Below are 25,068 nucleotides of genomic sequence, written 5' to 3' on the forward strand. Positions count from 1 at the left end.
TGTTTTATTTTTCTTTAAATGTACACCCCGATTGTCTTCTAAGCCTTTAAATCCTTTGCTTTTAAATTTTCTTATCCATTGGAATAAGACAGAAGGATTTGAGATTCTATATCTAACACAGGTATCTGTCAAAGATAAATCACTATTTTGATGTTCCTGAATAATATGAATTTTTTCTTCTATAGTGAATTTGTTTTTGGAGATTCCATGTAATCCTTGTTCTCCATAAACTTCATATAGTTTAAGCCAAAAATAAAGGTTAAACTCACTGATTTTTTCTGATCGAGAAAGTCCCCTCATACTGTCTTTACCTTCCAAAATAATAGTTACTATACGTAACTTAAATTCAAAATTGTATTTCTGTTTTCTACTCATAAAAAATGCCCCAAAAAGTGTCTAACTTTTTGGGGCATGTCTAAAGTTTAAACTCCGGAGTTTTTTATTTTAAAGAGCTAAAAGATTATTTAGCTTCAGCAAATCTTCTTGAAACTTCAGCCCAGTTGATTACATTAAAGAAAGCAGTAATGTAGTCAGGTCTGCGGTTTTGGTAGTTTAGGTAATAAGCATGTTCCCAAACATCCATTCCTAAGATTGGAGTACCACCACAAGCAACACCTGGCATTAATGGGTTGTCTTGGTTTGGAGTACCACAAACGTCTAATTTACCGTCTTTAACACATAACCAAGCCCATCCAGAACCAAATTGAGAAGCACCAGCTTTAGAGAAAGCTTCTTTGAAGTTAGCAAAAGAACCAAAGTCTTTATTGATTGCTTCAGCTAATTCTCCTGTAGGTTCTCCACCACCATTAGGTGACATTACAGTCCAGAATAAGTTGTGGTTATAGAAACCTCCACCATTGTTACGTACAGCAGCCTTAGTCATATCTAAATTCTTAAGGATTTCCTCAATAGACTTTCCTTCTAATTCAGTTCCAGCGATAGCTGCATTTAAGTTAGTAGTGTAAGCATTGTGGTGTTTTGTATGGTGGATTTCCATAGTACGTGCATCAATATTTGGTTCTAATGCATCGTACGCATACGGTAGATTTGGTAATTCGAAAGCCATAATTCGTATTATTTAAAGATTAGTATTATTTTTATTTCAAATTTAAACATTTTATGCTTAATAGCGAAAAGTTGTATGTTTAATAAAAGTTAATGCTTAACGAATTTATAATGTCTGATAAACCCTCATTTTCAATATATAACGCCTCTGCAGGATCAGGGAAAACACATACTTTAGTAAAAGAATACCTTAAGATCTTGTTGTTAGACAGGCAGGACGATGCGTATAAGAAGATTTTAGCGATCACTTTTACAAATAAAGCAGTAGCAGAAATGAAGACCAGGGTTGTTTCGTGCTTGAATGGTTTCTCTCAAGAGATTGTTCCTGAGAAATATATTGGAATGTTTGATCAAGTTCTGGAAGAAACAGGGTTGAAAGCGGATTTTGTAAAAGCAAAGTCAGGAAGAATTATCAAAAGTATTATACATAATTATGCTTCATTTGATATTTCGACAATTGACAAGTTTACGCATAAGGTTATTAGGTCGTTTGCATTTGATTTAGAGTTGCCAATGTCTTTTGAGGTGTCGTTAGATTCAGATGAGCTGTTGCAAGAAGCAGTAGATGCTGTGATATCTAAAGCAGGAATAGACTTGGAGCTAACAGACTTATTAGTAGATTTCTCTATTGATAAGGCAGATAATGACAAAAGTTGGGATATTAGTAAAGAGTTGAAAGATGTAGGAGCTTTGTTGTTAAATGAAAATAACAGAGAAGAGATTGCTTTGTTTTCAGAAAAAACATTAGAAGATTTTGTGAAAGTTCGAGATTTTTTAAGACAAGAAATAAAGCGAATTACGGAAGAAACAAAAGAACTTGGACAGTCTATCTTAGATTTGATTGAAACAAAAGGAATAGATAAGACTTCTTTCTCAGGACAATATTTTGTCAAGAATGTTGAAAGAGTTGTTTTAGATACTGTAGGTGAAACTAAGCGATATCATGAATTTGATGAAGTTAAGATTAAGAAGGGAGCTAAGGATACTGAGCTGATAGAGGCTTATGTTGGTGACTTTTTAAAAATCTTAGAAAAAGTATATAGTAAATATGCTAAAAGAGCCTTTTATCAAGCATTTCTAAAAAACTTGACTCCACTCTCCCTGTTAAATACACTTGGATTGGAAATGGATAAGATTCAAGAAGAAAAAAATATATTGTCGATAACTCAGTTTAATGCAATTATTCACGAAGAAATACAAAATCAGCCTGCGCCTTTTATTTATGAACGATTAGGAGAGAGGTATCATCATTTTTTCATTGATGAGTTTCAGGATACTTCTGAAATGCAATGGCAAAACTTAGTGCCTTTGATTGATAATGCATTGGCTGGTGAAGATTTAACAGGAACAAAAGGTAGCTTGATGATTGTAGGTGATCCAAAGCAGTCAATTTATAGATGGCGTGGAGGAAAAGCAGAGCAGTTTATTGCATTAAGTAAAGATGAAAACCCTTTTTCTAATCCAGATAAGCAAACGGTAAATCTTGGAAAGAATTACCGTAGTTATGCTGAAGTTATAAACTTTAATAATGATTTATTTAAAGATATCTCGAGAAACTTTCTAAATGAAGATTACAAGGATCTCTATGAGAGTAATAGTTATCAGGAAGTTAATAGTAAGTCTGGAGGATATGTATCTATTGAATTTTTAGAAAAGGAGAAAAATATAGAAGATGAGTCAGTTGAAAAAGATGAGCAATATGCTAAAGCAACTTTAGATACTATTCACGATATTTTAGAGCAAGGGTTTGATTTAAAGGATATTGTTATTTTAACTCGAAAGAGAAATCACGGAGTTGTTTTGGCAAATTATCTGACTGAAAATGGTATTGATATTTTGTCTTCAGATTCATTGTTGATTAATAATGCCAGTGAAGTTAGATTGATTATCAATGTTTTACGTTACTTGAAAAATGATAAAGATTTAGAAGCAAAAATGATGCTTCTTTATTATGTAGCAAGTAAAAAGAACCTTGGTGAAACGAAACATGATTTCATTAAAGAAGGATTAGTGATTAATGATGAAGAAGAATTTGCTGGTTGGTTGAATTCACAATTAATACCAATTTCGTTTAATACATGTCGCGCTAAATCCTTATATGATGCTGTAGAAGCAATTGTTCATGCTTTTATGCCAGAAAAGAGTACTAACTCATATGTGTTATACTTTTTGGATTTAGTATTAGAGAAAAGTTTAAAGAGTCAGTTTGGTATAAGTGACTTTATTGATTATTGGATTACTAATTATCAAAAGTTTAGCATTCCAACACCAGAAGGAAGGAATGCTGTGCAAATTATGACAATTCACAAGTCAAAAGGATTGGAGTTTCCTGTAGTAATATTCCCTTTTGCCGAAGAGGATTATTCAAGACCAAGTAGAGATAAGCTTTGGATTGATATAGATTCAGAGGAAGATAATATAGCTTTTCCTAAAGCGCTGGTTGATTCTAAAAAAGAAGTAGTAGAGTATGGGCATCTTGCACAAGAGCTTTATGAAAGAAAAGAACAAGAGATGTTATTGGATAATGTTAATGTGTTATATGTGGCATTGACAAGAGCAGAAGAACAATTGTATGTTATAAGCTATAAAAATGTATCGACAAAAGGAGAGTTTAAAAATAATTTATCTAAGTTCTTTCTCGATTTTTTGTTTTCAAAAGGTGTATATAATGACGTAGACTTAAAGTATAGTTTTGGAGAGCCAAAACGCCTTTCAATTCCTCAAGATAAGATAGAGGGGGAAGATAGTAGGCTGATAATGCCAGTAAAAGAGATATTAAATTTTGATGCAATTAAGATTGCTCAACGGGAAGCCCTGATGTGGGACTCTACGAATTTACAAGCTATTGAATACGGAAATTTAGTTCACAATTTGATGTCATTTGTAAGTTCTTATAAAGATGTGGATAAAGTAGTACAGCAAGGGTTAGAAAATGGATTAATTCAAGAGACTCAGAAAGAGGGTTTTTATAAGATTATAACAAGTATTGTTTCTCATCCAGCGTTAACAGATTTCTTTTTAGAAGATAATATTGTTTATAATGAACGTGTTATAATTGAACAATCTAAAAGGAATACAATTCCAGATAGGGTGGTTGTCCGCGGAAAAGAAGCAATGGTTTTAGATTATAAAACAGGAAAAGAAGAGGAGAAGTATAAACAACAAGTGAATGCTTATGCCAAGTCATTAGAAGAAATGGGGTATAATGTAGTTAAAAAGGTGCTACTATATACCGGAGAAGATTTAAAAATAATACATTTGTAGTTATTGAGTATTTAACAAACGCTAAAAAAATATAAGTATGTACGGAGAAATTAAAGGTTATCTTCAAAAAGAATTAGCCGCTATTGAAGAGAATGGTTTATTTAAAAAAGAAAGAATCATCACTTCTCCACAAGGAGCAGAGATAACAGTATCTTCAGGAGATAAGGTTTTGAACTTTTGTGCAAATAACTATTTAGGATTGTCTTCTCATCCAGAAGTAATTCAAGCAGCAAAAGATACATTAGATACACATGGTTTTGGGATGTCTTCTGTTCGTTTTATTTGTGGAACTCAAGATATACATAAGCAATTAGAACAAACAGTTGCGGATTTTTATCAAACAGAAGATACAATTTTGTATGCTGCTGCATTTGACGCAAATGGAGGGGTTTTTGAACCACTATTAGGCGCGGAAGATGCAATTATATCAGATAGCTTGAATCATGCTTCAATTATTGATGGAGTTCGTTTATGTAAAGCTGCTCGTTACCGTTATGAAAATAACAATATGGCAGAATTAGAAGAGCAATTAATTAAAGCAAATGAAGCAGGACATAGATTTAAAATCATTGTAACAGATGGTGTTTTCTCAATGGACGGTTTAGTAGCGCCATTAGATAAGATTTGTGATTTAGCAGATAAATATGATGCCTTAGTAATGGTTGACGAATGTCATGCAGCTGGATTTATTGGAGCAACAGGAAAAGGTACTTTAGAAGCTAAAAAAGTAATGGGACGAGTAGATATTATCACAGGTACTTTTGGAAAAGCTCTTGGAGGTGCGATGGGAGGATATACTACAGGTAAGAAAGAGATTATTGAGTTATTAAGACAGCGTTCTCGTCCATATTTGTTTTCAAATTCATTAGCACCAATGATTGTAGGTGCATCGTTAAAAGTTTTTGAACTATTAAAGAATGATACTTCTTTACGCGATAAATTAGAATGGAATACAAATTACTTTAAAAAGGGAATGAAAGAAGCAGGTTTTGATATCATTGATGGAGATTCAGCTATTGTTCCTGTAATGCTTTATGATGCTAAACTATCACAAGATATGGCTAATAAACTCTTAGAAAATGGTGTTTATGTAACAGGATTTTTCTATCCAGTAGTTCCACAAGGGAAAGCAAGAATACGCGTTCAATTGTCTGCTGCTCATACGCAAAGCCACTTAGACAAAGCGATTGAAGCATTTGTGAAAGTGGGGAAAGAGTTAAAAGTTATTAAGTAAAAAGACATGTAAAAATAAAAAATGCTATTCTTAACGAAATTTTTTGTAAATATTGTTTGAGAATTGTATTTTTGCTTATTATTACGGTAAAGTAAAAAATAAAAAGTTATGAAACATCTCAACAAATTATTTGCAGCTGCAGTACTTTGCGCTGGGTTAACAGCCCATGCTCAGGATGCTGATCATCCATGGGCAGTGACTGTTGGAGCTAACGCAGTTAATACGAAAGTAAGTGCAGCTAAGGGCTTCTCACACAGAATGGGTGGTTATTTTAACACTAGTGATTGGAACATTCTTCCTTCAGTATCTTACTTAAACGTTGGAAGATACTTAGGTGATGGTTTTTCTATTGGAGTTGCTGGGTCAGTTAACAAAATTGACAAATTCATCAAAGATGAAAACGAAGGGTATGAAAAATACAACCCAGGGGATTTAACTTATTACGGTATTGATGCTGAAGTTAAATACAGCTTTAAAGAAATTTTAAAATCAAAAGTAATTGATCCTTTCTTATTAGTAGGAGGAGGTTATACATTTATGGGTGATGCAAGTGCAGGTACTGTAAATGGAGGTTTAGGATTAAACTTCTGGTTTACACCTAACATTGCATTAACTCTACAATCTACTTATAAACATTCATTTGATGATACAAGACTTCCAGATGTAGATGTTGCTTCACATATGCAACACTTTGCTGGTATTCGTTTCCAATTTGGAGGGAAAGACTCTGATGGAGATGGTATCTTAGATAAATATGACGAATGTCCAGACGTTCCAGGTTTAGCTGAATTCAACGGATGTCCTGATACAGACGGAGATGGTATTCCAGATCATTTAGATGAGTGTCCAGATGTTCCAGGATTACCAGAATTCAACGGATGTCCTGATACAGATGGAGATGGTATTCCAGATCATAAAGATGAGTGTCCAGATGTTCCTGGTTTAGCTGAGTTCAACGGATGTCCTGATACAGACGGTGATGGTGTTCCAGATCATTTAGATGAATGTCCAGAAGTTCCTGGTCCAAAAGAAAATAAAGGTTGTCCATGGCCAGATAGAGATGGTGATGGTGTTCCAGATCATTTAGACGAATGTCCAGATGTTCCAGGTCCAGCTTCAAACAATGGATGTCCAGAAATTAAAGAAGAGGCAGTAAAACAACTTAATGACTATGGTAAAACTATCTTATTCAATACAGGTAAATTTACTTTCCAAAATTCTTCTTACGCTGTTTTAGATAACATCGTTAAAATTATGAAAGAATATCCAACTGCTAAGTTCCACATTGCTGGATACACTGACAGTACAGGATCTGATAAAATTAACGTGCCATTATCTGATAATAGAGCTAACGCAGTTAAAGTTTATTTAATTGAGAAAGGTATCGATGCTAGCCGTTTAACTTCTAAAGGTTACGGTTCTGCTGATCCAATCGCTTCTAACAAAACAGTTAAAGGACGTGAATTAAACAGACGTGTTGAAATTCAATTAAAAAAATAATTGATTTAAGCATCATATAATTATAAGGAAACGCTTCGAGGTAATCGAAGCGTTTTTTTTATATCTTTATTTTATGAATACAACTTCTTTTTTAGATAAATTAAGCGCTCAGATAAAGGAGGATTTTCCTTTGTCTATGAATGATTTAGTCATTGTACTTCCCAATAAAAGGGCTAAAATATTTTTGTTAGAAGATTTAAAAAAATATTATAATACAAGTGTTTTTGCACCTGAAATAATTAGTATTGAAGATTTGATACAAAGTTTGTCAGGTATCCGTACCATAGATTCAATAGAACTATTGTTTGAATTCTATATAGTATATAGAGATATTCATGGCGAAGGCGCACAAGATTTTGATCATTTTGCAAATTGGGCAAAAATGTTACTGCAAGATTTTAATGAAGTTGATAGGTATTTATTAGATCCTAATTATGTGTTTTCATATTTAAAAAATATTGAAGATATAAAACACTGGTCATTAGATCCTGAACAAAAGACTGACTTAATTAGTAGTTATTTGGAGTTTTGGGATAAAATGCCTTTATATTATGATAAGTTATATACCCGATTGATTGAAAAGAATATTGGGTACCAAGGATTGGTTTATAGAGAAGCTGTCAATAAGCATAAAGAGTTCATAAAGGCTAATAATAAACAATATTACTTTGCGGGATTTAATGCTCTTAATGCTGCGGAAGAAGTAATTATTCAACATATTCTACTCGAAAAGAGAGGGAAAGTGTTTTGGGACATAGATCAATATTTTATGAATGATCAATATCACGATGCAGGATTGTTTTTAAGGCGAATAAAGAAGAATTGGACTCATTATCAGAGAAATCCTTTTGAATGGATTGTAGATGAATTTGATCAAGAAAAAAAGATTACAGTTATTCAAACACCCAAAAGTGTTGGTCAAGCAAAAATTGCTGGTCAAATTATAGAATCTATTTTAGGTAGTAGTCCTAAATTAGAGAAAGTTGCTGTGGTTTTGGGAGAAGAGAATTTGTTGTTACCTGTATTGCATAGTTTACCAAATCAAGTTAGTAGTTTGAATATTACAATGGGATATAGTGGGAATAGTAATCCTGTTCAAATTTTATTAAACAAAATCTTCAAGATGCATTTATCAGCCATTAGAAGGTCAGGAAAACAATATATTGTTTATTATAAAGAAATTCTAGATGTATTAAGTAATCCAATATTGAATGTTGTTATTTCTGGAGAATCTATTGTAAAGGAAATTAATAATAAGAATATGACTTTCTTCACGCTTAATAGATTTGATGAATGGATTAATGATAGTACTTTTCCTTTGAGAAAGCTTGTATTTGAATCATGGAAAGAGAAAACTCCTTTGGATATTCTTCAAACATTAATAGATATTGTACTTGTAATTAAAAATAATCTTAATGATGAAATAGATAGTGAACGATTAAGTAAGACATTTTTGTATTCAGCTTATCAGATGTTAAATCGACTAATTTCTTATTGTCAAAAGTATAGTTTTATAGCAAGTTATGAGACGCTATATGCTTTATATAAGCAAGTTATGGATATGGCAGAGGTGTCTTTTGAAGGGGAGCCTTTACAAGGACTTCAGGTTATGGGAGTTCTTGAGAGTAGGGTTTTAGATTTTGATACTGTGATTGTTACCTCAGTAAATGAAGGTAAGTTTCCTGCAGGAAAATCTCAAAATTCATTTATACCATATGATATTAAACGCGAAATAGGGTTACCTACTTATAAGGAAAAAGATGCGATTTATAGTTATCACTTCTATCATTTGTTATTGCGTGCTAAAAATGTTTATTTAATTTATAATTCTCAAGCTGATGGAATGGATGCAGGAGAAAAAAGTAGATTTTTAACGCAGTTAGAAGTTGAACAATGTAAAAACCATAAAGTTGAATATGTTACTTATTCAGCAGATTTGCCAGATAAAGCATATGAAGCAATTGAAATTCCTAAATCAATAAAGCTGCAAGAGGAGTTAAAAGATATTTCACTAGGGAAAGGTTTTTCTCCCTCAGCCTTATCAAACTATTTGCGTAATCCAATACAGTTTTATATGCAACGTGTTTTGCGTATACGTGAAGTAGAGGAGGTAGAAGAAAGTGTTGCTTTGAATACTTTAGGAACCATTATTCACAATGCTTTAGAGAATTTATATAAGCCATTTGTAGGTGCTAGATTAACTATTCCAATTATACGGTCTATACAAAAAAATGCTGACCAAGAAGTTCAAACACAATTTGAAGAAGTATATAATAGTGACAAAGAAAAAATGGGTAAAAACCTTTTAGCATTTGAAGTAGCTAAAAGAAATGTATATCATTTTTTAAATGAGGAGGTTAGTCGATTAGAAAAGGGAGATGATGTATTACTATTAGAACTTGAAACAGAGTTAAAGCTTACATTAGAAGATGACCGCTTGCCATACCCTGTCAACTTATTTGGATTTGTAGATAGAATTGAAGAGAGGAATGGTGTAATTCGTATTATTGATTATAAAAGTGGTAAAGTAGAGTCAAATAATCTTAAGTTAAGCGCTTGGGAAGGTTTGACTTTAGATTTAAAAAATGATAAGATTATTCAGCTTTTATGTTATGCATTAATGTATGCACAAGGAGAAGAAAATAAGCCTTTTGAAGCTGGAATTTACTCGTTTAAGAATAGACGAGAAGGTTTTCTTTTCTTCGGTGTTCGTAATGGGAAAGAAGTTGACCATAGCATTACAAGTGAGACATTATCATTTTTTAAAGACGAATTAGTTGCTTTGATCTTGGCTATTTTAAATCCCCACGATAGTTTCTTAGAAGATATAAAATAATAAAGAGTGGTAAATATGGACATGCCCAAAAGGTATTTAATTTTTAGTGGGCATGTCTAAACAATACCTCTCTTTATTTATTTTAAAAATGTTTTTATTGCTGTCAATAACTCTTCTTTAGCTTCAATATGTAGCATATGTCCTCCATCTAAAGTAATTAGATCCTTTTGCTTGTTGTCAATTTGTGTTATAATATCATCATAAACCATAACAGGGTCTTTTTCTCCAAGTATAAATTGTATAGGATAAGGGGCGAAATGTAATAAAACTTCTCGGTCTGTTCTTGTTTTCATTCCCTCTAAGGCTGCTACAATACCTTGTACAGGCGTTGCAAGAGCATTATTTAGATGTTCTTCAATTTCATTTACTTTTGATTTTCTAGTTTGTAATTGAAATTGATTTCCAACAGCCATTTTAACAAATAGATCACTGTTCTTTTTAATAATATCTATGGCTCTATCTCTGTTTTGTATTCTTGTAGAACTGTCACTTCTTGTAGTTGAGGCAACTAAGATTATTTTTTTGACAAAATCTGGATAAAGTTCTCCAAAAGCTAAAGCTACATATCCCCCCATAGAGTGGCCAATAAATGTAACTTTTTTTAAGTTTAAATGAGAAATAACTGCAAAAACAGCATCTGCCATATCCTCCATACTATGGATATATCCAATGCAGTCTGTTTTTCCATGCCCTAATAAGTCAATAGAAATTACACGATACTTTTTGGATAGACTTTCTGTGTAATAGTTCCACATTGTTGCATTTTCAAGAAAACCATGTAAAAATATTAAAGAGCTTCCTTTTCCTTTGTCTATAAACGAAAGGTCTATGTTTTTGTAATTTATCTTGATTAATCCCATTCTAACGTATTTGTTTGCAAATTTATGAGTTCCCTTATATAATCAAAACAAAATTCAGGATGTTGTCTGTCAAGTAACGAATATGTTTATTTAAATTCATTCTTAATTAAAGAAAGCTGTTATATTTGTAGCAAATCATAAAAGTATAAAATAGATGAAAAATATAGTTGTAGCTCTTTCGTTGATATGTTCATTTGGTTTTGCCCAAACAGGAAGGCCATATCAGATTTATAATCAGAAAGGAAAAAAGGTTAGTTATGATAAAATGATTAAAGAACTTATAAAGGAAGATGTTGTGTTATTTGGGGAGTATCACAATAACTCATTAGGACATTGGCTACAATTACAAACTACAGAGTCTTTAGATAAACAGCGTCAATTAGTTTTAGGGGCAGAAATGTTTGAAGCTGATAATCAAGAAGGATTGAGAAATTATATTTCAGGAGAGATTAATGAAAGTGAAATGGGAGAGCAAGTACGCTTATGGAATAATTATGAAACAGATTATAAACCATTAGTAGAATATGCGAAAGTTAATAAGCTTAGTTTTATCGCTACTAATGTTCCGAGACGATTTGCAAGTATGGTTTATAAAAAAGGTGTAGAGTCTTTAGATACATTAAGCTCACAAGAAAAGAAATGGATTGCTCCATTACCTTTTCCTTATGATAGTAGTTTACCCGGGTATCAAAAAATGATGACAATGTTTGAAGATCATACAGATGAAAATATGCCCAAAGCACAAGCTATAAAAGATGCTACAATGGCCCATTTTATTGTTCAAAACGCGAGAAAGGGAGAGTTGTTTTTACATTTTAATGGTTCATATCACAGTAATAATTTTGAAGGGATTGTTTGGTATTTGAAAAAGTACAATCCTGCTCTCAAAATTGCGACAATTACTATGGTTGAAGGGGAAGATGGGGTACAATTTACCCCAGATAATTTAGGTTTAGCTAACTTTATTATTGTTATTGATGCGAACATTTTAAAATCTTTTTAGTTTTTTTTAACTAAAAAGATTATTTAGTCTTAAATAGTGTGATTATTGCGATTTGTTTCTTGATTTTTATTGTGTTTTTCTCTGTTTAAACTCAGTATAAATAGGGCTTCGCTCGTTGTGCATAACGTTAATAAGCTGTATTTTTGAGAGATTTTTTCAAGAAAAACAATTAAAATTACATTATGGCAAAATCTGCACTTTTAAAGTCATCCTTAGCGAAGAAGTATTGGATGGCTCTTACAGGGTTATTTTTATGCTTGTTTTTGGTTGGTCACTTGGTGGGAAACCTTCAATTGATTTTTGGTGATGCTTCAAAATTCAATGAGTACGCATTATTCATGACAACTAATCCAGCAGTAAAAGTATTATCTTATGTTACGTATATTTCAATCTTGTTCCACGCGATTGATGGTATCGTTTTAACAATTCAAAACAAGAAAGCACGTCCAATTGGATATGCTAAAAACAATGCTGCTGCTAACAGCTCATTTTCTTCAAGAAATATGGCAGTTTTAGGTACTTTATTGTTAGTGTTCATCGTTACTCACATGGTTAACTTCTGGGCAAAAATGCATTTTTCTGAAATGCCATTGCAAACAATTGAAGTAACAATTGAGGGGCAAGAACCAGTACTTGTTTACAAAACAGTACAAGAACAAGCAATTCCTGTTACAGCTGTTGAAATGGGACAGTTAGAAGTGAAAGGAACTCAGTTTTTCCAAGCGAATACAGACTTGAAAGTTGCTGATGGTTACAAAGATTTACACAAAATTACAATTGAGTTTTTTAAAGACCCAAGTACAGGACTTATTAGTACTATCTTGTATGTAATTGCAATGATTGTTCTTGGATTCCACTTATCTCACGGATTTGCAAGTGCATTCCAATCTTTAGGGGTAAACAATCCAAAGTATAACGGATTAATTAAATTTGGTGGAAAAATCTTCTGCTATTTAGTTCCAGCGTTATTTGCTATTATTCCTTTATATATTCACTTTATTAAATAGTCCTAAAGAAATTGATTATGAAATTAGATTCTAAGATACCTAATGGACCACTTGATAAAAAATGGTCTGATTATAAAAACCATATAAAATTAGTTAACCCTGCAAACAAACGTAACATTGATGTTATTGTTGTTGGTACTGGATTAGCTGGGGGATCAGCTGCTGCTACATTAGCTGAGTTAGGTTATAATGTAAAAGCATTTTGTTACCAAGATTCACCTCGTCGTGCGCACTCTATTGCTGCTCAAGGGGGAATCAACGCATCTAAAAACTACCAAGGTGATGGTGACTCGGTTTACAGATTATTCTATGATACTGTAAAAGGAGGTGACTACCGTGCACGTGAAGCTAACGTTTACCGTTTAGCTGAAGTTTCAGAAAATATTATTGACCAATGTGTGGCTCAAGGTGTACCTTTTGCTCGTGAATACGGAGGTCTTTTAGATAACCGTTCTTTTGGTGGGGTACAAGTATCTCGTACATTCTACGCTAAAGGACAAACAGGACAGCAATTATTATTAGGTGCTTATTCTGCTATGAACCGCCAAATCGGTCGTGGAAAAATTCATATGTACAACCGTCACGAAATGTTAGACATTGTACTTGTTGATGGAAAAGCAAGAGGTATTATTGCTCGTAACTTAATTAATGGTGAGATTGAGCGTCACTCAGCTCACGCTGTTGTAATTGCAACAGGAGGATATGGTAACGTATTCTTCTTATCTACAAATGCAATGGGGTCAAACGTTACTGCTGCTTGGAAAGCACACAAACGTGGAGCATATTTTGCTAACCCTTGTTTTACACAAATTCACCCAACTTGTATCCCTGTAACAGGTGACCACCAATCAAAATTAACTTTGATGTCTGAGTCATTACGTAATGACGGACGTATCTGGGTTCCTAAGAAAATGGAGGATGCAGTAGCTATTAGAGAAGGTAGATTAAAACCAACTCAAATTGCTGAAGAAGATAGAGATTACTACTTAGAAAGAAGATATCCATCTTTTGGTAACTTAGTTCCTCGTGACGTTGCTTCACGTGCTGCTAAGGAAAGATGTGATGCTGGTTATGGAGTAAACGCTACTGGGGAAGCTGTATATTTAGATTTTGCTTCTGCTATTGACCGTTACGGAAAAGAGCAAGCAAGATTGAAACACTTAGATGAAAACGACGCTAAACTTGTTTACAAATTAGGTAAAGACGTTGTTGAAAATAAATATGGTAACTTATTCCAAATGTACGAGAAGATCGTAGATGAGGATCCATATACAACTCCAATGATGATTTACCCTGCAGTTCACTATACAATGGGTGGTCTTTGGGTAGATTATGACTTAATGTCTACAATTGAAGGATGTTATGTGTTAGGTGAGGCTAACTTCTCTGATCACGGAGCTAACCGTTTAGGTGCTTCTGCTTTAATGCAAGGATTAGCTGATGGTTACTTTGTTTTACCTTACACAATTGGTAACTACTTAGCAAACGATATCCGTACTGGAGAAATTCCAACTGACTTACCTGAATTCGAGGCAGCTGAGAAAAACGTACGTGGTATGATTGATCACCTTTTAACTAATAAAGGTTCTCATTCAGTTGACTACTTCCACAAAAAATTAGGTAAAATTATGTGGGATAAAGTAGGTATGGCTCGTAATGCTAAAGGTTTAACTGAGGCAATGGCTGAAATTGCTAAGCTAAGAGAAGATTTCTACAAAGATGTAAAAGTTTCAGGTACTGCTGATAGCTTTAACCAAGAGCTTGAAAAAGCTTTAAGAGTAGCTGACTTCTTAGAGTTAGGTGAGTTATTTGCGAAAGATGCTTTACACCGTGAAGAATCTTGTGGAGGTCACTTCCGTGAAGAGCACCAAACTCCTGATGGAGAAGCAAAACGTGATGACGAGAACTTCGCATACGTTGCTGCTTGGGAATACAAAGGAAACCCAAGTGATGCAGTGCTTCACAAAGAAGACTTGGTTTATGAAAACATTAAATTGGTAACTCGTAGTTATAAATAATATTGAGACAAAGATTTTTTAATCTTGTCTTATTGTAAAAATTCGATACAAATGAATCTTACACTAAAAATATGGCGTCAATCCAACGCTAAAGTACAAGGAAAAATGGTTGATTATAAAATCGACAACGTTTCTCCTGATATGTCTTTCTTAGAAATGCTTGATGTTTTAAACAATGAGTTAATCGAGAAAGGTGATGAGCCAGTAGCTTTTGACCACGACTGTCGTGAAGGTATTTGTGGTATGTGTTCATTATTTATTAATGGAGAAGCTCACGGACCTGATAGAGGTATTACAACTTGTCAGTTACACATGAGAAAGTTTAAAGATGGAGATACTATCTACATTGAGCCTTTTAGAGCTAAAGCTTTCCCTGTAATCAAGGATTTAGTTGTAGACCGTACTGCTTTTGATAAAATTCAACATGCAGGTGGATTTATTTCTGTAAATACATCAGGTAATACACAAGATGCTAACGCTATTCCTGTTCCTAAACATGATGCAGACCGTGCTTTTGACGCTGCTACTTGTATTGGATGTGGTGCTTGTGTTGCAACATGTAAAAACTCTTCAGCGATGTTATTCGTTTCTGCTAAAGTTTCTCAATTTGCTTTATTACCGCAAGGTAAAGTTGAAGCAGCTGATCGTGTTATGAACATGGTTGAAGAAATGGATGCTTTAGGATTTGGTAACTGTACTAATACAGGAGCTTGTGAAATCGAATGTCCAAAAGGTATTTCTCTTGAGAATATCGCTCGTATGAATAGAGAGTATTTAAAAGCAAGTTTGAAGTAATTCAACTCAATTTATAGGAAAGCCCGTGTAAGACACGGGCTTTTTTTATGGAACATTTTCATCTTTGTTTTTTCAACTAACATTATAGGCTTAGAAAATATTTGTGCAACTGCACTTTTGAAAAGAGGAGTTACTTCAGCTTTCTTTTCTTATTTTTGAATTTATTAATCAAACCAAAATGACAATGAAAGTAGCATTAATACAAGCGCCATTGGCTTGGGAAAATATAGAGGAGAATAAACAGACATTCTTGAAGAAGTTAAATAGTCTTTCTGAAGATACTGAACTTGTAGTTTTGCCAGAGATGTTTACCTCGGGCTTTACAATGCGTCCAGAGCGAGTTTCTATGGGAATGTCGGATATGTTTATTGGTGAGTTGATATCATTGTGTAAATCGCGTCATTTTGCTTTAACAGGGAGTATTGTTATTGAGGAAAACAGCAGGTATTATAACCGTATGTTTTTTATCTTTCCTACGGGAGAAGTAAAAACCTATGATAAGCGCCATTTGTTTTCTTTAGCAGGCGAAGAAAAGGTATATACAGCAGGTCAAGAACGATTAATTGTGGAGTACAAAGGTTGGAAAATTTGTCCTCTTGTTTGTTATGATTTACGCTTTCCCGCATTTAGTAGAAATGTAGGAGGGGTATATGATTTGTTGCTTTATGTTGCAAGCTGGCCAGACCAACGTATTTACGCGTGGGACTCTTTGATTAAAGCGCGTTCGATAGAAAATATGTCTTACGTAGTTGGAGTCAATAGAAGTGGCTCTGATGAGAATAATAATGTGTATTCAGGACATTCACAGGTTTTAGATACATTGGGTAATTACCTTGTTGAACCATTAGTTGGAGAACAAGTAGTTTATGTTGAATTAGATAAAGAAAAGCAAGATAAGTTACGTCAGCGTTTTGGATTTTTAAAAGATGCGGATGACTTTACATTGTTGAGATAAAAAAGAGAAATACTAAAAAGCCTCTTAGTAACCATTTACTAAGAGGCTTTTTTATTGATGATAAATCTTAATTTATAAGGCAATTTGTTCATTAATATCCCAGTTAGCGCGAACATCTATTTGTTCTGGAAAATAAACCGTTTCTTCAGGTTCTCTACGATCCCAGAAATATCCGGAATCCCATTTTCCATTTTTATTGTCGTCATAAGTTACACGAATGTAGTACTGACGAGGAGGCAATGCTGTAAATTCAAATTTATTCTTATCTTCACTATATTGACTTGCAATTACTTTTTCTCTTTCATCTAATAGTTCTACAATAATAGGGAAGCGTTTTATTCCTGTAAATGTTAAGGCTAAATTCCCATAATCAGTCATTGCTAATGTTTTTACATGAAAATTAAGCGTATCGTTTTTAGTGCCAAAGAAATCTGTTAATGCACCAGGCATTAAGTTTACAGTATAGGCATTGTTTTCTTCTCTATCAAATTTCAAAGAAAGCTTTTGTTCAAGGGGCAATTGCTCTAAAGTAAATGGAACTGCTACAGTGTCTTTATTAAAAATAGAGATTAATGCTTTATTAATGTCTTTTATTGGAGTAGTAGTTTCAATAGTGTAATCTGAAATAAAATCTAACGTACCTGATTTACCTGAAACTTTAAGAGAATCGACCTCTTTCATCTTTACTCTTGGTTTGACAGTAAAAGTCTTTGTATAGGTATCTTTTTTTGCTGTTATCAAAAGTGAGTCAGCGTCAATTTTAGGGAACCATACTTGTAAGCTATCTTTTTCTTTTAAATAAGAATACGCATTTGGAATAACTTTCTCTCCTTTTTTAACTTCAATAGAAACACTATCTGGATTACCGATATACGGTAAGTACCATTTGTTTTCAGAAACTTGTGAAGGTCTTGAAGCTTCAAATTTTTCATCTGATTTAAAAAGCGTTAATTCAAACTCCTTGTCTGTTGGAATTTGAATAGAGTCTTTAATAAAAGCAATTTGATCTTGTTTGGGATCAAACTTATAATCGTTGTTTTTATCCTTTAAAGCAACTAAATAGTAAGTTCCTTCCTTAATGTTTTCAATAGTAAATGTGGTTAAACTATCTAAAGTGTTAGTTACATACAATGGTTTTTGTTTGTATATAGTAGAATCTTTAAATGTCTTTGCATCATAAAGCATCACATTAACGAAGTTATCAGCTTTAAATTTGTTAGCAGATTTAATAGTACCAGCTAATTTTAGAGAATCGATATAATCTCCTGTAGAAAAAACGTATTTAAATTGTTTTAAAACATTTCCTTCATTATTGTCTATAATAGCATCTCCAAAGTTGAAACTATAAGTTGTATTAGGAGCTAATGTATCTGTAAATTTAATAGTAACGGTTTTTTTAGCAAGTCCCATCGGTTGGATATCAGGCATCTTTTCCAATGGTGGAGAGATAATTACGTTTTGATTGGCATTTTTAATCTTTACAAATTCATCAAAATCAATTTTAATCTCATTCTTATTAAAGTTTGTTGAAAAGTTTTTAGGATTACTACCAACCATAACGGGAGGAATAGTGTCTTTATCACCTCCAGAAATAAATCCTCTTTTCGCACAGTTAGACAATGTAACTGCACAAAGAATAGTAAAACAACATAAGAAGTATATGCGAAACTTGGACATAATTATAATTTAAAAGACAAATTAACAACTATATTTTTTAGTTAGAAAATAACAGATATTAAAACTTTTAAATGGTTGATGCTAAACAGAGAATAGTGATCTTTGAATTGGGTATTTTTAGTAAAATTTTACTACAAGCTTCTAATGTTCCTCCTGTAGTTAAGATATCGTCAATTAATAAGAAGTTGTTGGTTTCAAAGTTTAGTTGTTTATTATCCAGTGCAAATTCTTCAGTGTTATTTTTAAGTCGTTGAAATCTGTTTTTCTTTGTTTGGGAAGTAGTTTTTAGACGTTTGATTAACAGTTTATCGTTTATAGGTATACCAAAATGTTGAGATAAAGCTTCTGCAAAACCTATAACTTGGTTATAACCTCTTTTTTTTAGCTTCTTTTTGTGTAAAGGAACGGGAATTATTTCTGTTATATTAGAAAATATAGGTAAGTCAGTTAGTTGATAACAATACATCCTTCCTAAGAAATTACTTATTTCTGAATGATTGTTATATTTTAAATTATGTAATAATTTTTGAACAATACCTCCTTTTGAATAATAAAGCATACACGATCCAAATTCGAGAGGTATTCTTCCGTAAAACTTCATCATTGTTGTATTTTCATAATTTGTATGCTCCATTGTGAAGGGCAAATTATCGCGACAGTAAAAGCAAATCACCTCTTCATTTTTAAGTAATTGCTGCTTACAAGCTAAACAGCTCTTAGGGAAAAGTAGGTTTACAAGATTAATTAGCATAGGTAATAGATTGAAAATGTTATGTCTAATAAAAATAGAGAAAATTCGACGTTCTAAATAGTCAATATCAAATATCTTTGCTGTATAATGAAATAATAGATATGAATTTAGAAGTAGTAAAGAAAGAAGTTATGCAATTGATGGTATTGATTGCTCAAAATAAAAAAGTAGAAGCTAAAGAGGTAGCAGGGGCTGTATTAGAAATGATAAATGAAGGATTAGATTTTGCAGCTACGGATGAAGATTTAGTACAGTGGGGAAAGTTAGAGAAAATTGTAAATGAATTAAAAGCAAAAGTGGACTAATGATACAAGCAGATAAATGTTATTGTGGTAGTGATCTTACTTTTGATTTGTGCTGTCAACCATTTTTAGACAATAAAGCAATCCCAGATTCCGCTGAGAAATTAATGCGTTCGAGGTATTCAGCGTACGTTGTTGCAAATGCAAGATATATTATCGACACTACCCACCCGAAAACAAGACATTTTCATAGTAGAAAAGCAATTCTACAATGGTCAAAAGAGAATACTTGGGATAAATTAGAAATTATATTAAGTGAGGCAAATAGAGTGGTTTTTAAAGCTTACTTTAAAGATAGTGGTGAAAAAAGACAAATTCATTATGAAAATTCTCTTTTTGAGAAATTAGGAGATAAATGGTACTATGTATCAGGTACTTTCGAGGAGTAAAACCACTAAAATAAAGGAACATTTAATGAAAATTACTTTGTAACTTAGTGAAAATATAAAATTATAGCATATGAAATCTACCAGAATTGAAAGCGATTTATTAGGAGAATTACAAGTGCCTTTAGAAGCATATTACGGTGTACAAACACAACGTGCGATTAATAATTTTAAAATTTCTACCAGTAAGTTATCAGACTATCCTGAGTTTGTAAAGGGGTTAGCTATTGTTAAATGGGCAGCAGCAAAAACAAACTTCGAATTAGATGTACTTGATGAGAAGATATATAAAGTAATAGCAGAAGCGTGTCAAGAGATTCTGGATGGTAAATTACACCAAGAGTTTCCTGTTGATATGATTCAAGGGGGAGCAGGTACTTCGGTAAATATGAATGCCAATGAAGTAATAGCAAACCGCGCTTTAGAGTTGTTAGGTTTCCAAAAGGGAGATTACCAAAATTGTTCGCCTAACGACCACGTGAATTTATCACAATCAACAAATGACGCTTACCCTACTTCTTTAAAGGTAGCGGTATTTGAAATGAATAAAAAAGTAGTTGATCGCTTAGAAAAATTAGTAAAAGGTTTTGAAGCGAAAGCAAAGGAGTTTGAAAACATTATTAAAATGGGAAGAACTCAACTTCAAGACGCGGTTCCTATGACATTAGGACAAGAGTTTGGAGGGTTTGCTTATACTCTTAAAAAAGAGATTGCTGCGCTGAATCAAGCAAGCCAATCGTTTTTAGAGATTAATATGGGGGCTACTGCTATTGGAACAGGATTAAATGCTGTACCTGGGTATGCTGACTTATGTGCTAAGAATTTAGGACTTTTAATGAAGCAACCTGTTACATCTGCTGAGAATTTAGTAGAGGCAACTTCTGATACAAGTGGTTTTGTAGCGTATTCAGGGGTGTTGAAAAAAGTAGCTATTAAACTTTCTAAAATATGTAACGATTTACGTTTATTGTCTTCAGGACCACGTACTGGGTTAAACGAAATACAGTTACCTCCAATGCAACCAGGTTCGTCTATTATGCCAGGGAAAGTAAATCCGGTTATTCCAGAAGTTGTAAACCAGGTTTGCTTTAAAGTAATTGGTAATGATATGACCATTACAATGGCTTCTGAAGCAGCACAGTTACAATTAAATGTAATGGAGCCGGTATTAGCTCATACTGTAATGGAGTCAATGATGTGGTTAGAAAACGCAATGGAAACATTAGTTGATAAATGTGTATTAGGTATCAAAGCTAATGTAGAGCACAATAAAGAGCTTGTTTTAGGTAGTATTGGTATTGTTACAGCATTAAATCCTTATATTGGTTATAAAGCAAGTACAAAAATTGCTAAAGAAGCTTTAGAAACAGGAAGAGGTGTTTATGAATTGGTTTTAGAACATAATTTATTGAGTAAAGAACGCTTAGATGAAATTTTGGATCCTAAGCATATGTTAGCTCCACATAAAAAATAAGCAAAGTATTATTATATTAAAGCCTCCTTTTGGAGGCTTTTTTTATTTTAATATGATATGTAACTTTTTTAAAATATATTGTCTAAATAAAAATGGTAAGTTTCTTGTAGTAAGTATAGAAAATCAAAAATTATGAAAGCAGTTGTAATTGGAGCCACAGGGGCAACAGGTAAAGTGTTAGTTAGACAGCTTTTAGCTGATGACGACTATAGTTTTGTAGAGATTTTTGTTAGAAATGATTGGGATATACAACATCCTAAATTAATTTGTCACGTTGTTGATTTTGAGAAAATAGAGCAGTGGAAATACCTTATTGAAGGAGATGTTGCTTTTAGTTGTTTAGGAACAACCTTAAAAGATGCTGGAAGTAGAGAGAAACAGTGGCATATTGAATACGATTACGTAGTTCAATTTGCGCAGTATTGTAGAGCGCAAGGTATTCGTTCGTTTGTTGTCCTTTCTTCTAAAGGGGCTTCTGAAAGAAGTAAGATATTCTATTTAAAGTTAAAAGGAATGATAGAACACGCAATTCTTTCACTACACTTTGAAAATACAATTATTGTGCGTCCGAGTACATTGTTACGTCCTAATTCTACGCGTAAAGGAGAGAAGTTTAGTATAAAGCTAATACGTTTTTTAAATCGTTTGGGACTTTATAAAAGTTTTAGACCAGTTTCTGTATTTGATGTTGCTAAATGTATGCGAAAAGAGAGTAAACAACTTACTTATCGCGTTTCTGTAATTGAAAATACTGATATTTAAAAAGGCCTACTGAAACAGTAAGCCTTTTAAAGAAACTAAATATAAGGTGTAAAGTATTACTTTGCTTTAGCAAATTCTAAGTTTACAGCGATTTTTACATCTTTTGCAATCGCTTGTCCTGATGGATCGTAAGCAACGTCAAAGTCAAAGCGATTTACAGTAGTAGTAGCTTGGAATCCTAACTTTTGGTTTCCTTGTCCATCATCTTGTAATAAACCTCCGTAAGTCAGATCAAATGTTACTGGTTTAGTTATGTTACGAATAGTTAAGTTACCTTCTAATTTGTATTTATCTTTTCCAGTTTTTTTGATTGATTTACTTTCAAAAGTCATTGTAGGGAATTTCTCAACATTGAAGAAATCATTTGTTTTTAAGTGATTGTCACGCATTTCTACAGACGTGTTTACACTATTCATATCTACTGTAAAGTTGAATACTCCTTTCGTTAAATCTTCTGGAGTACCAACGAAAGTACCTTCATATTTGTCAAAGCGACCATCTACAAAAGAGATTCCTAAGTGTTTTACAGAGAAGTTAACAAAAGAGTGCATTTTATCAACATTCCATTTTGTTTGTGCGAAAGTAGCTACAGAGAATAAAGTGGCTACAAATAATAAAGCTATTTTTTTCATGATATATATTTTGTTTGTTATTTGATTACAAATGTACTATCAGCTATAGGTATAATCACTTAATCTACATTAAGAACGTATGTAAACAAAAAAAGCTGCTCAATTAACTTGAACAGCTTTTTCTATAAATACATCAATAAATATTGATTACATCATTTTTTTTAACCAGTTTTTGATAGACACCTCTTCGTTGATGATGTTTTTAAGATCGGCAATTGCTACACGGTCTTGTTTCATCGTATCTCTATGGCGAATAGTAACTGTTTTGTCTTCTAATGTTTGGTGGTCCACTGTAATACAGAATGGAGTACCTAATGCATCAGCACGACGGTAACGACGTCCAACAGCATCTTTTTCATCATAAGCTACATTGAAATCCCATTTCAAATCTTCAATGATTTCTTTAGCGATTTCTGGTAAACCATCTTTTTTAACCAATGGTAAGATAGTAGCTTTTGTAGGAGCTAATACAGCAGGTAATTTCAATACTGTTCTTGTACTTCCATCTTCTAAAGTTTCTTCTTGAAGAGATTTAGAGAAAATAGATAAGAACATACGATCAAGACCTACAGATGTTTCTACTACATAAGGAACATAAGAAGTGTTTGTTTCGTTGTCAAAGAATTGAAGCTTTTTACCTGAGAATTTCTCATGTGCTTTCAAGTCAAAGTCAGTACGAGAGTGAATACCTTCTAATTCTTTAAATCCGAACGGGAAGTTAAACTCGATATCAGTAGCAGCATTAGCATAGTGAGCTAATTTCTCATGGTCGTGGAAACGGTAGTTTTCAGCTCCCATACCTAAAGATAAGTGCCATTTATGACGAGTAGCTTTCCAGTACTCATAGTATTTCATTTCTTCTCCTGGTTTCACGAAGAATTGCATTTCCATTTGTTCAAATTCACGCATACGGAAGATGAATTGTCTTGCAACGATTTCGTTACGGAATGCTTTTCCTGTTTGAGCAATACCAAAAGGAATCTTCATACGTCCTGTTTTTTGAACGTTTAAGAAGTTTACGAAAATACCTTGAGCTGTTTCAGGACGTAAATATAAATCCATAGCAGAGTCAGCAGAAGCACCAAGCTTAGTACCAAACATCAAGTTGAATTGACGTACCTCAGTCCAGTTTTTAGAACCAGTTTCTGGGTCAGCAATTTCTAACTCTTCAATTAATGCTTTTACGTCAGCTAAATCTCCTGAGTCTAATCCACGAGCCATACGTTCTAAGATTTCTTTTTTCTTAGCTAAGTATTCTACAACTCTTGGGTTAGTTGCTACAAATTGTTCTTCGTCAAAAGATTCTCCAAAGCGTTTTTTAGCTTTTTCGATTTCTTTCTGAGCTTTTTGATATAGTTTTTCACAGTAGTCTTCAATTAAGACGTCTGCTCTGTATCTTTTTTTACTGTCTTTGTTGTCAATTAATGGGTCGTTAAACGCGTCAACGTGACCAGAGGCTTTCCAAGTGGTTGGATGCATAAAGATTGAGGCATCTATTCCTACAATATTTTCGTGCATTTGTACCATTGATTTCCACCAGTACTCGCGAATGTTTCTTTTTAACTCCACACCGTTTTGAGCGTAGTCATATACTGCGCTTAAACCATCGTATATTTCGCTTGATGGAAAGATATAACCATACTCTTTAGCGTGCGAAATAACGTTCTTAAAAATATCATCTTGTTTTGCCATAATGCAAAAGTAATAAAAGACTTTAAGATAAGAAACCTCAAAAAGGCCATTTTACTATGAAACTTCTAAAGTTTATTAATCTTTTGTCATTAAAGTTATTATTTGTTCTTTTTTGGCTTGTTATAAGCTCTTAAAATGCGTTCAGTATTTTCAATGTGTCCCCACATATTCCAATCGTCGTGTCCCGGAATTATCGTGTCAGGAAAAGGAAATTTATTTTTCACTTTTGCAATTGTTGCTGGCCATTCTTGGGTATTTGCATCTCCAATAAAACCAAGGTCTGTTGCTTCTGCACTTTTTACAAGGCACCCTCCGTATAAAACAGATTCGTTGGGAAACCAAATAACGACATTGTCTTTGGTGTGTCCTTCACCCAAAAAGTGAACAGAAAATTCTTCTCCTGCTATGTTGAAATCTTTTTCATTGCCAAAAGTTTCCTGTGCTATAGGTTCGTTTTTACTTTGTAAGATTTCATTTGTTAGTTCATACGCATACGTTTTTGCTCCTAATGCTTCAAAGTATGCTAAACCACCAGCTCTATCTTCGTGAAAATGTGTTACAATTACTGTATTGATTTCCTTGTTGTGATTTTCTTTGACATATTCTACAAGGGGAATAAACTGCGTTTTATCCCAAGGTGTATCAATTAAAATAACACCTTCGTCCGTTAAGACATACATTCCATTTGCAGCGTATATGGTACCATTAATCTCTTGGAAAGTTGTGTACACATACATCTGTTCATTTAGTCTGTTTATTTTTAAGTCTTGAGATTGACTATAAGCAAAAAAGCTACTGAATACAGTAGCAATTAAGATAAATGATTTTTTAAGCATTAATTAGTTTGTTATGTAA

At 33.0% G+C, this 25,068-nt stretch carries 21 protein-coding genes; 13 read left to right on the plus strand and 8 right to left on the minus strand.

The genetic code is table 11. The annotated features are described in order from the left end of the window. The coding region (locus BLT46_RS10895; RefSeq protein WP_143021890.1) for a transposase at positions 1-375 on the minus strand (375 nt) is incomplete at its 3' end. An 85-nt stretch (positions 376-460) separates the two neighbouring features. Continuing rightward, a complete protein-coding gene (locus tag BLT46_RS10900) occupies positions 461-1,066 on the minus strand; it encodes a superoxide dismutase (protein WP_090410147.1) in 606 nt (201 codons plus the stop codon). A gap of 110 nt (positions 1,067-1,176) precedes the next feature. On the opposite strand from BLT46_RS10900, the gene BLT46_RS10905 reads away from it, so the two are divergent. From BLT46_RS10905 to BLT46_RS10920, 4 genes are all read left to right on the plus strand, one after another. Next, a complete protein-coding gene (locus BLT46_RS10905; RefSeq protein WP_090410149.1) occupies positions 1,177-4,329 on the plus strand; it encodes a UvrD-helicase domain-containing protein in 3,153 nt (1,050 codons plus the stop codon). A 37-nt stretch (positions 4,330-4,366) separates the two neighbouring features. Continuing rightward, the gene (kbl, locus tag BLT46_RS10910) at positions 4,367-5,563 is read left to right on the plus strand and encodes a glycine C-acetyltransferase (protein ID WP_090410151.1); all 1,197 of its coding nucleotides are present in this window, start codon (positions 4,367-4,369) and stop codon (positions 5,561-5,563) included. A 108-nt stretch (positions 5,564-5,671) separates the two neighbouring features. Then, positions 5,672-7,063, plus strand: a complete 1,392-nt coding sequence (locus tag BLT46_RS10915; RefSeq protein ID WP_090410153.1) for an OmpA family protein — start codon at positions 5,672-5,674, stop codon at positions 7,061-7,063. Between the two features lie 73 nt (positions 7,064-7,136). Beyond that, positions 7,137-9,899, plus strand: a complete 2,763-nt coding sequence (locus BLT46_RS10920) for a PD-(D/E)XK nuclease family protein (RefSeq protein ID WP_090410154.1) — start codon at positions 7,137-7,139, stop codon at positions 9,897-9,899. Positions 9,900-9,976: 77 nt separating this feature from the next. Here the strand turns inward: BLT46_RS10920 and BLT46_RS10925 are convergent, their stop codons facing one another. Beyond that, on the minus strand, positions 9,977-10,759 hold the full coding sequence (locus BLT46_RS10925) for an alpha/beta fold hydrolase (RefSeq protein WP_090410155.1): 783 nt from the start codon (positions 10,757-10,759) through the stop codon (positions 9,977-9,979). Between the two features lie 154 nt (positions 10,760-10,913). Here BLT46_RS10925 and BLT46_RS10930 point away from each other — a divergent pair, with 154 nt between their 5' ends. From BLT46_RS10930 to BLT46_RS10950, 5 genes are all read left to right on the plus strand, one after another. Next, on the plus strand, positions 10,914-11,762 hold the full coding sequence (locus BLT46_RS10930) for a ChaN family lipoprotein (protein WP_090410156.1): 849 nt from the start codon (positions 10,914-10,916) through the stop codon (positions 11,760-11,762). A 182-nt stretch (positions 11,763-11,944) separates the two neighbouring features. Next, complete coding sequence (locus BLT46_RS10935; protein ID WP_090410157.1) at positions 11,945-12,769, plus strand: succinate dehydrogenase cytochrome b subunit; 825 nt, start codon at positions 11,945-11,947, stop codon at positions 12,767-12,769. 17 nt (positions 12,770-12,786) lie between these two features. Beyond that, complete coding sequence (locus tag BLT46_RS10940; protein WP_090410158.1) at positions 12,787-14,787, plus strand: fumarate reductase/succinate dehydrogenase flavoprotein subunit; 2,001 nt, start codon at positions 12,787-12,789, stop codon at positions 14,785-14,787. A 51-nt stretch (positions 14,788-14,838) separates the two neighbouring features. Next, a complete protein-coding gene (locus BLT46_RS10945; RefSeq protein ID WP_090410159.1) occupies positions 14,839-15,582 on the plus strand; it encodes a succinate dehydrogenase/fumarate reductase iron-sulfur subunit in 744 nt (247 codons plus the stop codon). 184 nt (positions 15,583-15,766) lie between these two features. Then, positions 15,767-16,537, plus strand: a complete 771-nt coding sequence (locus BLT46_RS10950) for a nitrilase family protein (RefSeq protein WP_090410179.1) — start codon at positions 15,767-15,769, stop codon at positions 16,535-16,537. Between the two features lie 72 nt (positions 16,538-16,609). Here the strand turns inward: BLT46_RS10950 and BLT46_RS10955 are convergent, their stop codons facing one another. After that, complete coding sequence (locus BLT46_RS10955; protein WP_090410160.1) at positions 16,610-18,214, minus strand: Ig-like domain-containing domain; 1,605 nt, start codon at positions 18,212-18,214, stop codon at positions 16,610-16,612. Between the two features lie 67 nt (positions 18,215-18,281). Continuing rightward, positions 18,282-18,965, minus strand: a complete 684-nt coding sequence (locus BLT46_RS10960) for a ComF family protein (protein WP_245722981.1) — start codon at positions 18,963-18,965, stop codon at positions 18,282-18,284. A gap of 101 nt (positions 18,966-19,066) precedes the next feature. Between BLT46_RS10960 and BLT46_RS10965 the strand changes: the two genes are divergently transcribed. From BLT46_RS10965 to BLT46_RS10980, 4 genes are all read left to right on the plus strand, one after another. Beyond that, a complete protein-coding gene (locus BLT46_RS10965) occupies positions 19,067-19,270 on the plus strand; it encodes a hypothetical protein (protein ID WP_090410161.1) in 204 nt (67 codons plus the stop codon). After that, complete coding sequence (locus BLT46_RS10970) at positions 19,270-19,656, plus strand: YchJ family protein (RefSeq protein WP_090410162.1); 387 nt, start codon at positions 19,270-19,272, stop codon at positions 19,654-19,656. The genes BLT46_RS10965 and BLT46_RS10970 overlap by 1 nt, the downstream gene beginning before the upstream one ends. A 70-nt stretch (positions 19,657-19,726) precedes the next feature. Then, a complete protein-coding gene (aspA, locus tag BLT46_RS10975) occupies positions 19,727-21,127 on the plus strand; it encodes an aspartate ammonia-lyase (RefSeq protein WP_090410163.1) in 1,401 nt (466 codons plus the stop codon). Positions 21,128-21,259: 132 nt separating this feature from the next. Continuing rightward, the gene (locus tag BLT46_RS10980; protein WP_090410164.1) at positions 21,260-21,889 is read left to right on the plus strand and encodes an NAD(P)H-binding protein; all 630 of its coding nucleotides are present in this window, start codon (positions 21,260-21,262) and stop codon (positions 21,887-21,889) included. Between the two features lie 56 nt (positions 21,890-21,945). Here the strand turns inward: BLT46_RS10980 and BLT46_RS10985 are convergent, their stop codons facing one another. The 3 genes from BLT46_RS10985 to bla all read right to left on the minus strand — a co-directional run bounded on the left by BLT46_RS10985 (position 21,946) and on the right by bla (position 25,049). Beyond that, positions 21,946-22,521 carry a YceI family protein gene (locus BLT46_RS10985; RefSeq protein ID WP_090410165.1) on the minus strand — a complete coding sequence of 192 codons (576 nt, stop codon included), beginning with the start codon at positions 22,519-22,521 and terminating at the stop codon, positions 21,946-21,948. A gap of 147 nt (positions 22,522-22,668) precedes the next feature. Then, complete coding sequence (locus BLT46_RS10990) at positions 22,669-24,213, minus strand: glycine--tRNA ligase (protein WP_090410166.1); 1,545 nt, start codon at positions 24,211-24,213, stop codon at positions 22,669-22,671. A 98-nt stretch (positions 24,214-24,311) separates the two neighbouring features. Then, positions 24,312-25,049, minus strand: coding sequence for a BlaB/IND/MUS family subclass B1 metallo-beta-lactamase (bla, locus tag BLT46_RS10995; RefSeq protein WP_090410167.1), 738 nt, complete (start codon positions 25,047-25,049; stop codon positions 24,312-24,314). Positions 25,050-25,068: the final 19 nt, after the last annotated feature.

It is taken from the genome of Myroides phaeus, assembly GCF_900099675.1.
Lineage (GTDB): Bacteria > Bacteroidota > Bacteroidia > Flavobacteriales > Flavobacteriaceae > Flavobacterium > Flavobacterium phaeum.

What these genes read in the sequence shown, in the direction of transcription:
- BLT46_RS10900 (WP_090410147.1), bottom strand. Translation starts at nt 1,066, where the DNA reads ATGGCTTTCGAATTACCAAATCTACCGTATGCGTACGATGCATTAGAA.
- BLT46_RS10905 (WP_090410149.1), top strand. Translation starts at nt 1,177, where the DNA reads ATGTCTGATAAACCCTCATTTTCAATATATAACGCCTCTGCAGGATCA.
- kbl (WP_090410151.1), top strand. Translation starts at nt 4,367, where the DNA reads ATGTACGGAGAAATTAAAGGTTATCTTCAAAAAGAATTAGCCGCTATT.
- BLT46_RS10915 (WP_090410153.1), top strand. Translation starts at nt 5,672, where the DNA reads ATGAAACATCTCAACAAATTATTTGCAGCTGCAGTACTTTGCGCTGGG.
- BLT46_RS10920 (WP_090410154.1), top strand. Translation starts at nt 7,137, where the DNA reads ATGAATACAACTTCTTTTTTAGATAAATTAAGCGCTCAGATAAAGGAG.
- BLT46_RS10925 (WP_090410155.1), bottom strand. Translation starts at nt 10,759, where the DNA reads ATGGGATTAATCAAGATAAATTACAAAAACATAGACCTTTCGTTTATA.
- BLT46_RS10930 (WP_090410156.1), top strand. Translation starts at nt 10,914, where the DNA reads ATGAAAAATATAGTTGTAGCTCTTTCGTTGATATGTTCATTTGGTTTT.
- BLT46_RS10935 (WP_090410157.1), top strand. Translation starts at nt 11,945, where the DNA reads ATGGCAAAATCTGCACTTTTAAAGTCATCCTTAGCGAAGAAGTATTGG.
- BLT46_RS10940 (WP_090410158.1), top strand. Translation starts at nt 12,787, where the DNA reads ATGAAATTAGATTCTAAGATACCTAATGGACCACTTGATAAAAAATGG.
- BLT46_RS10945 (WP_090410159.1), top strand. Translation starts at nt 14,839, where the DNA reads ATGAATCTTACACTAAAAATATGGCGTCAATCCAACGCTAAAGTACAA.
- BLT46_RS10950 (WP_090410179.1), top strand. Translation starts at nt 15,767, where the DNA reads ATGAAAGTAGCATTAATACAAGCGCCATTGGCTTGGGAAAATATAGAG.
- BLT46_RS10955 (WP_090410160.1), bottom strand. Translation starts at nt 18,214, where the DNA reads ATGTCCAAGTTTCGCATATACTTCTTATGTTGTTTTACTATTCTTTGT.
- BLT46_RS10960 (WP_245722981.1), bottom strand. Translation starts at nt 18,965, where the DNA reads ATGCTAATTAATCTTGTAAACCTACTTTTCCCTAAGAGCTGTTTAGCT.
- BLT46_RS10965 (WP_090410161.1), top strand. Translation starts at nt 19,067, where the DNA reads ATGAATTTAGAAGTAGTAAAGAAAGAAGTTATGCAATTGATGGTATTG.
- BLT46_RS10970 (WP_090410162.1), top strand. Translation starts at nt 19,270, where the DNA reads ATGATACAAGCAGATAAATGTTATTGTGGTAGTGATCTTACTTTTGAT.
- aspA (WP_090410163.1), top strand. Translation starts at nt 19,727, where the DNA reads ATGAAATCTACCAGAATTGAAAGCGATTTATTAGGAGAATTACAAGTG.
- BLT46_RS10980 (WP_090410164.1), top strand. Translation starts at nt 21,260, where the DNA reads ATGAAAGCAGTTGTAATTGGAGCCACAGGGGCAACAGGTAAAGTGTTA.
- BLT46_RS10985 (WP_090410165.1), bottom strand. Translation starts at nt 22,521, where the DNA reads ATGAAAAAAATAGCTTTATTATTTGTAGCCACTTTATTCTCTGTAGCT.
- BLT46_RS10990 (WP_090410166.1), bottom strand. Translation starts at nt 24,213, where the DNA reads ATGGCAAAACAAGATGATATTTTTAAGAACGTTATTTCGCACGCTAAA.
- bla (WP_090410167.1), bottom strand. Translation starts at nt 25,049, where the DNA reads ATGCTTAAAAAATCATTTATCTTAATTGCTACTGTATTCAGTAGCTTT.